Origin of the sequence: Bacillus sp. JJ1773 (assembly GCF_036962035.1) — a bacterium.
Classification (GTDB): Bacteria; Bacillota; Bacilli; order Bacillales; family Cytobacillaceae; genus Cytobacillus.
In genome coordinates this window covers 22645-30049 of sequence record NZ_JBALNX010000100.1, presented here as the reverse complement: position 1 = coordinate 30049, position 7405 = coordinate 22645, and the positions used below count along the sequence as shown (strand labels likewise).

Below are 7405 nucleotides of genomic sequence, written 5' to 3'. Positions count from 1 at the left end.
GAGCTCACCTTTCCGAGAGTCTTATCTTGTGCTTGTCGGGGGTGGACACAAAGGATAGCTTCTGCGAATAATCATCGCAGGAACAATTGTCCTTTGATTGTTCCGAAGGCGCTTACGCTTTTCTATTTGAATGGTTGTCCACTCTTTTATAAAATATTTATGTTTTTCAAATAGAAATATGAATAAACAGCAAAAAATCGTCCTGCCAAATATGGAGGACGATTTTATTATTATTTATGGAAAGCAGGTTTATAAAATGATCTATTATCAAGTGCGAAGACTCTTTCAGTAAATTCACCTGGTTTTACCCGTTCAAGCGCACGGTCAAGCATATTCATTTTAGCGTCTAGATTATCAATATAATGAAGAATTTCCGCCTCTTTTATGAGCGGAGGCTTAGGGCTTCCCCATTCTGCCTTTCCGTGATGGGAAAGGACTAAATGCTGCAGAATAAGAACTTCTTCTCCTGTAATGGATAGCTCTTCTGCTGCTTTGCCAATTTCGTTAACCATGATCGTTATGTGGCCAAGTAAATTTCCTTCTATCGTATAAACGGTTGAAATTGGGCCAGATAGCTCAATGACCTTTCCTAAGTCATGGAGAATAATTCCCGAGTATAATAGATCTTTATCCAGACTTGGATAAAGGCCCGCTATCGCTTTTGCTAAATCAAGCATAGAAACTACATGATAAGCTAATCCTGAAACAAATTCATGATGATTTTTCGTTGCTGCCGGATATTCCAAAAATGCCTGCTGATGCTTTTTTAATAAATGACGCGTAATTCTCTGGAGATTTGGATTTTGCATTTCAAAAATGTATTGAGTGATTTTACTAATCATTTCGTCAGTACTTAAAGGGGCTGTTTCAAGAAAATCAGCCAGTTTAACAGAATCACTTGAGGAGGCTGGGCGTATTTGTCTAATTCTGAGCTGATTACGCCCCCGATAGTTTAATATATCACCCGAAACTTTAACAATGGTCTCCGGCATATAGATCTTTTCATCACCGTCAGACACATCCCAAAGCTTCGCCTCTATTTCTCCACTCTGATCTTGAAAAATAAGGGTTAAAAAAGGCTTTCCATTACTTGCAATTCCTTTTGTTGCATTTTTTATCAATAAAAAAAGTTCGATCTGTTCACCAACTTCGTAATAGACAATTCCTTTTGACATAAGTGGTCCAACGCTCCTTTCTATTAAAATAGTATATCATAGACAGATAAGAGTCTAACAGAAATCGATGGATAACCCATTGATTCCCTTTCAGTTTATCGCAGATTAACGGGCTGTAAGACCCTTAATGAATAGAAGTTGATAAAACGAAAATTTCTATGTGGAGGATCAACAGCCCGTAAAGGCCCGATTGGTTCAACTAACAATCAGTAGGGGATGATGGTCAACTCAATTAAAGCCATGTCCTAATGTCTTTGTAGGATTAGCAAGACCTGTACATCAGACCCCCACTGATTGAAGTTTCACTTTATTGGCATTCCCATCTCTTTACCAACTTCAACGATCTGCTCATCTGAGAAATAGGTTAATAAATGCTGATGGCAAGTAAAAAACAGAACCTGGCGCCCGTTTAATTGCTTAAGCAATTGAATAACTTTCTTTGTTCGATGTTGGTCAAAATTAACAAAGCTGTCATCAATAATGATAGGAAAAGAGAACTTTCCATAAATGGTAACTGCTAAAGCAAGCCTTAATGACACATAAACCTGTTCGGCCGTTGCTTGGCTTAGCTCATTGGCTTCAAATAATTGCTGATCCTTCCTTTGTATAAGGAATCCGCTTCCCTCTTGTTTTGGAAAGATTTTTATGTATCTGCCATCTGTTAAATACTTCAGATTTTCCTCTGCTTTTTCAAGCATTTTCGGAAGTCTCTCATTTTTAAATCGTTCAATCGTATGATTTAACATATCCTTTGCCAGAGCAAATTTGGCCCATTCACGTGCCCCTATGTCTAATTCTGACTGCTTATGCTTATATAAATGTAATAAATCAGCATAAGTGCCTCCTTCTTCTAACAATTGAATTTCATATTTTACCTTTGCGATGTCGCTTTGCAATATAGGAATATTTTCTTCATGCATTTTATGCTTTGTTGTATTGCTGTATATTCGTTCATCTAAATCAGCAATTTCCCGAAAAGATTCCATTTCCTGTTCATTTAACATGGCAATCTTTAACTGCCTCTGTAAATGAAGCAATTGTTCCTCGAGCGTCCGTTTCCTCTCATCAAGTTTTCCAGTTTCCCGGAAAGACTTTTCAGTTGTTACAAATGCTTGTTGAAATAGCTCTTCTTTTTTCCGTTTGAAATGATTCCATTCTAGCTGATTTTTCTGTCTTTCTTCCTTTAGTTCATTAAACTTTTTCTTTCTTCCTTCATAAGCCATATTCTTTTCGATTTCTTCCTTTAATCGTTTTCTTAACGTATATGCCATTTCTTGAATGCTCGAATAAGTCAATCCTAAAAACTCATTACATTGATGCTCGATAGCTTCAACGATTTCATTAATTTTTGCTGTAATTAATTGATGCCTATCAATAGCCATTTTCTTTTCACGATAAAGCTTTTTTAGCTGTTCGATTAGCTCAAAGGCATCAGATAAATAGGCAAGGGAAATTTCTCTAGGCAAAAATAAGCCTTTTCCAAGTTCGATCATTTCCCTTTCAGCCTTAGCCATTTCATTTTCCCAAGTTTCATAGTCCAATAATACCCTTTCATATTGAGCATTTCTTTCTGTCCATTGAACTTTGAACTGAGTCAGCTGTCCTAATTGATTCCTGTCTTTAACAATGTCATGATCCGCATTTGCCGATTTCTTATTAAACAGATAAATTGAAAAAACAAGTCCAATGACACCAAGCAAAATGATTGGTAGTGTTGATTCGAATATCCCCCAAGCAATCAAGACGGAAAAAAGTATCGAAAATATTGTGAATTGAGTCCTTTCTTGAACTCTTTTTCTCCGAATGTTTTCTTCCAAAGTTTTTATTTCTGTTTCAGACTGAAGCTTTTTTTCATACTCCTTTATTTTATCTTCGATTTCCTCAAGCATCTGCTTTTCATTATTAAATCTTTCATCAAGGTCAATTTTTTTCAAATCGAGCCGCCGATATTTTTCCTGAGCGTTTTTGACTTTTTCCTTCATAAAGACACTTGTATTAATAGAGATTAGATCTTTATCTTCAATGGTTAAATGAAGCTTTTCTCTTACACTTAATTCTTCGTCCTTTAGCTGTGCACACCTTTCTTGCAGTTCCTTTTCTTCGTGTTCAAGCCTTTCATATAATAACAGGCTTTCGACAGCCTTAATGATTTCATGCTCCTGACCTAGCAGATTGATATCAGGTATGTTACTTCTAAGCTCCTCCGCTAAAACAGACAGCCGATCGGTAAGGCTAGAAATTTGCCCTTCCAATGGCTTCATCAGTTCTTCAATTCGTTCTAATTTTGAAAGACCATCAATAGGAAATTGAATATCCTCATACTCCTTTAATTCCTCTAAAATGGCCATTTCCTCTAGCTTGAGCGGCTGAATTTGCATCCAGGCTTCTAATTTTAGTTTCATCGAATGGAGCAGGGCTTGTTCTGCTTGTGTATCTGTCAGTTCTTTTTCTAAACGTTCTTTTTCACTTTTGAGTTTCCAATAATGCTCATTTTGCTGCTCTGCCTTTTTTAATTCACTGCGCAGATGCTTTAGCTCTCTAAGCTTTTCATTTAAGTATGGTTTTTTGCCATTTGGTTTAAATCGGCCATCCATTTCCTTTTGCAATGAATTTTCAGCACGAACAAGCTGATCTGTTCCTAAAGCTCCAGCCGAAAAGAGGAATTTCCCTAGATCTTCTCCTTTTATATGATGTGCATTTTGAATACCATGTATATTAAATGAAAAAATCGATTGAAATAAGGTTTTATCAACACGATGTAGAAGGTCTCTAAGAAGCTCTTCTCCTCCCCTAGTTCCATCCTCAAGCATCACATTTACATCTCCCGAGGCTTTCCCTTTAACCCTTTCTATGATCACGATCCCTTTTTCGTCTATATCTACAGTCATCCTGCCGCCGTATTTTGTGCCCTCTTTTGGTTCATATCTCAGCTCTGATTGAAGCTTCGTTGGGAATCCAAATAAAATACTATGAATAAATGACATAATCGTTGACTTCCCCGCCTCATTTTCTCCAAATAGAACTTGAAACTCATGCATATTTGTCATTTTCAAATCTGTAAATTTCCCAAAACCATAAATATGGATATCCTTAATTTTCATCCAATCACCTCCTATTGCTTATATAACATATTAACTAATAGTCTCTCTGCCTCTTTGGCAATCTCACTTTTCTCCTCATCTGATATGCTGTGCAGAAGCCTTCTTGCATCTGGATGACTAAATAAAGTTGAAATGCTGCTGTCTAAGATGTCATATTGGTCTGCTGTCATAAAAAGCTCCGCGTAAAATTCCGATTCATTTGCCAATTGCTCTCGAGTCCAATCGGCTTTTTCATTTATTGTTAAGCTAGAAACCCAAACAAACGCCTCTTCTTCCCATTCATCTTCCTGCAAAGCAGCTAATAAATCCCCATTCGTTATGCTACTCATATCCTGTTTTGGCAGATTAACATCATTTAAGTCCAACGATACAATGGTTCCTTTATTTTCTACCCTAATCTCCTGCATTAGACTTTTGCAAATATCATATATCTCTTGAAATGATGAAGCCTTGGAGACATCTACTTTCACTTCCTCCCAAAGAACTGCTGAAGTTTCAATAAACTGCAGCTCCGCCTCTTCCTCTGTTAATTGAACTAAGTAACAGCCCTTACTCCCTGTCTCCTTTCGATTCCTTCCTTGAACATTTCCTGAGTAAATAACTGGAGGATATGTATGCAAGGTTTGGCGTTTATGTATGTGGCCAAGAGCCCAATAGTCAAATTCCTTATCAAGTAAATCCTTGATCGAAAAAGGGGCATATTTATCGTGTTCGTTATTCCCTTCCAAATGACCATGGATAATCCCAATATGAAAATCCGCTCCCTGTTTCTTTTTATAATGATTGATCATTTTATCGTACACATGCCTTCTAGGATAGCTGAATCCATAAAGATGGACAGACACATTTTCATTCTTAACAAACCTGACTCCCTCTATCTCATGAGAGAAAATGTGGACATTATTTGGCATGGCTAGATGTGTCCAATTTCCTTCCATATGGTCATGATTTCCATGAACAACATACACAGGAATATTTTTTTCCTTCAGGCGCTCCATTTCTTTACGAAATCTAATCTGGGCACGAATACTGCGATTCTCCCCATCAAATAAATCACCTGCAATAATGACAAAATCCACTTGATGGATTAAGGCATTGTCTATAACTGTCTTTAATGCCTCAAAAGTGCTGTTTTGAAGTTTACTAAATATTTTCTGGGGCAAGTTCATTAACCCGATCATTGGACTATCCAAATGCAAATCTGCAGCATGGATAAATGTCACCTTTTTCATTTGATAACCTCTCGATCTTTTTCCCCTAATTTTACCCTATTCTAAATACGAATGCACGTTCTTACAATCTAAACATTTTAGATAAGATCAAAGACTATTCTTTCTTTAAATTTCTCCGCTATTAACAAGATTTGCCTACATAGTCTCCTATCCTCTGTAGGCATCTTGCTTATATGGATAAACATACTTTTTGACTAAAATGGATGTTTGTCCATATCCCGCTTCATTAGGATGAATATAAATATGGTATATAGGACACGCAGGGTAGATGTCCTTTCGAGTATAAGGAGAGAAATAACATGACTTTCGAAATTGGTATGACTATATTTGTCTTTATTGTCACAATGTTAGTCATTTTTTGGAGACCAAAAGGGTTAAATGAGGCGTGGCCAGCTTCTGTTGGAGCCCTGATTATTTTACTTACAGGGATTGTATCAAAAGCAAACATTCTCGATATTATAGATAAAATTGGCGGTGCCTCAATTACGATTATGGCAACCATTGTCATGGCTGTCATACTAGAAAGCTTTGGATTTTTTCACTGGGCAGCTGCCAGACTTGCAAATTTATCAAGGGGTTCTGGCTATAGGCTATATTGGTATATTCAATTACTATGTTTCTTAATGACACTATTATTTAATAATGATGGCAGCATCCTAATTACCACTCCTCTATTAATCATCCTTCTTAGAAATCTACGGCTAAAACCACATCAAATGATCCCCTATTTATTGAGTGGAGCTTTAATCGCTACTGCATCTAGTGCACCAATCGGCGTAAGTAATATTGTCAATTTAATAGCTTTAAAAATTATAGACATGTCGTTATATATGCATACGGCCATGATGTTTGTACCAGCGACATTGGGATTATTATTTATGGCAACGATTATGTTTCTAGTTTTAAAGAAGAAGCTTCCAAAGCAATTGCCGGCCACAAAGGATGAAATAGACGAGGTTTTTTTCACAAAGCATTTTCATCCTCTAAAAAAGTCACTATCTGTTGAAACGAAAAAGAAGAGAACAAAACTAATGATAAAAGTATTATTATTTGTTTTCGTCATGCGCTGCTTGCTTTTCGTTGCATCCTATTTAGCTATTCCGATTGAATTAGTCGCTGTATTAGGATCACTCGGCTTGCTTATGTGGAGATGGTATCATTTAGGAACAAATCCAGTAGATATCATAAAGAAAACACCATGGCATATTCTCATATTTGCTTTTTCAATGTATGTGATCATTTATGGGCTTAATAATGTGGGGCTTACAGAATTACTCGTTCAAACTTTTGAACCAATTGTAAATAGAGGATTGTTTCAAGCAAGCTTTATAATGGGCGGACTCGTTTCCATCCTTTCCAACATATTTAATAACCATCCAGCATTAATGATCGGGACCATTACTTTGACTGAAATGGGACTAGATGCGATTACATTAAAGACCATTTATTTAGCTAATATTATTGGCAGCGATATGGGATCCTTATTACTGCCAATCGGGACACTCGCTTCCCTCATTTGGATGCATATATTGAGGAAATATAAAATTAAAATAAAATGGAAGGACTATCTTAGTGTATCCATCCTTGTCATTCCAATCTCTACAATCGTTACATTGTTTCTTCTCTACTACTGGGTGCAGATGGTGTTTGCATAAGGAGAAATGCAGAAGCGCCTTCGGAACAATCAAAAGACAGATTGTTCCTGCGATGATTATTCTTAGGAGCTTTCCTTAGCGATCACCCCCGACAAGCACAAGACGAGCCTCTCGGAAGGGTTACCCTTTACCTTTCTGGGAGGATTGGCTTGTGACCTCGAGGTCGACAAAAACGCGACGTCCTCCCAAAAGCTTCACTTTTGGTCGTGCGATGTGTCGCTGACGAAGCTTTCCTTGTCCTG

The 7405-nt window shown here is 37.0% G+C and carries 4 protein-coding genes; 1 reads left to right on the top strand and 3 read right to left on the bottom strand.

The genetic code is table 11. The annotated features are described in order from the left end of the window. Window positions 1-230: 230 nt before the first annotated feature. The 3 genes from yhaM to V7127_RS23070 form a co-directional block, all read right to left on the bottom strand. Entirely contained in the window at window positions 231-1175 is a 945-nt protein-coding gene (yhaM, locus tag V7127_RS23080; RefSeq protein ID WP_335344878.1) for a 3'-5' exoribonuclease YhaM, read from the bottom strand. Window positions 1176-1477: 302 nt separating this feature from the next. Next, the gene (locus V7127_RS23075; protein WP_335490138.1) at window positions 1478-4276 is read right to left on the bottom strand and encodes an ATP-binding protein; all 2799 of its coding nucleotides are present in this window, start codon (window positions 4274-4276) and stop codon (window positions 1478-1480) included. 11 nt (window positions 4277-4287) lie between these two features. Beyond that, entirely contained in the window at window positions 4288-5508 is a 1221-nt protein-coding gene (locus V7127_RS23070) for a metallophosphoesterase family protein (RefSeq protein ID WP_335490135.1), read from the bottom strand. Between the two features lie 299 nt (window positions 5509-5807). Between V7127_RS23070 and V7127_RS23065 the strand changes: the two genes are divergently transcribed. After that, complete coding sequence (locus V7127_RS23065) at window positions 5808-7163, top strand: arsenic transporter (protein ID WP_335490132.1); 1356 nt, start codon at window positions 5808-5810, stop codon at window positions 7161-7163. The last annotated feature ends 242 nt before the right edge of the window (window positions 7164-7405 follow it).

Excerpts from the sequence above, each read along its gene's own strand:
- V7127_RS23075 (WP_335490138.1), bottom strand. The coding sequence starts at position 4,276 with ATGAAAATTAAGGATATCCATATTTATGGTTTTGGGAAATTTACAGAT.
- V7127_RS23070 (WP_335490135.1), bottom strand. The coding sequence starts at position 5,508 with ATGAAAAAGGTGACATTTATCCATGCTGCAGATTTGCATTTGGATAGT.
- yhaM (WP_335344878.1), bottom strand. The coding sequence starts at position 1,175 with ATGTCAAAAGGAATTGTCTATTACGAAGTTGGTGAACAGATCGAACTT.
- V7127_RS23065 (WP_335490132.1), top strand. The coding sequence starts at position 5,808 with ATGACTTTCGAAATTGGTATGACTATATTTGTCTTTATTGTCACAATG.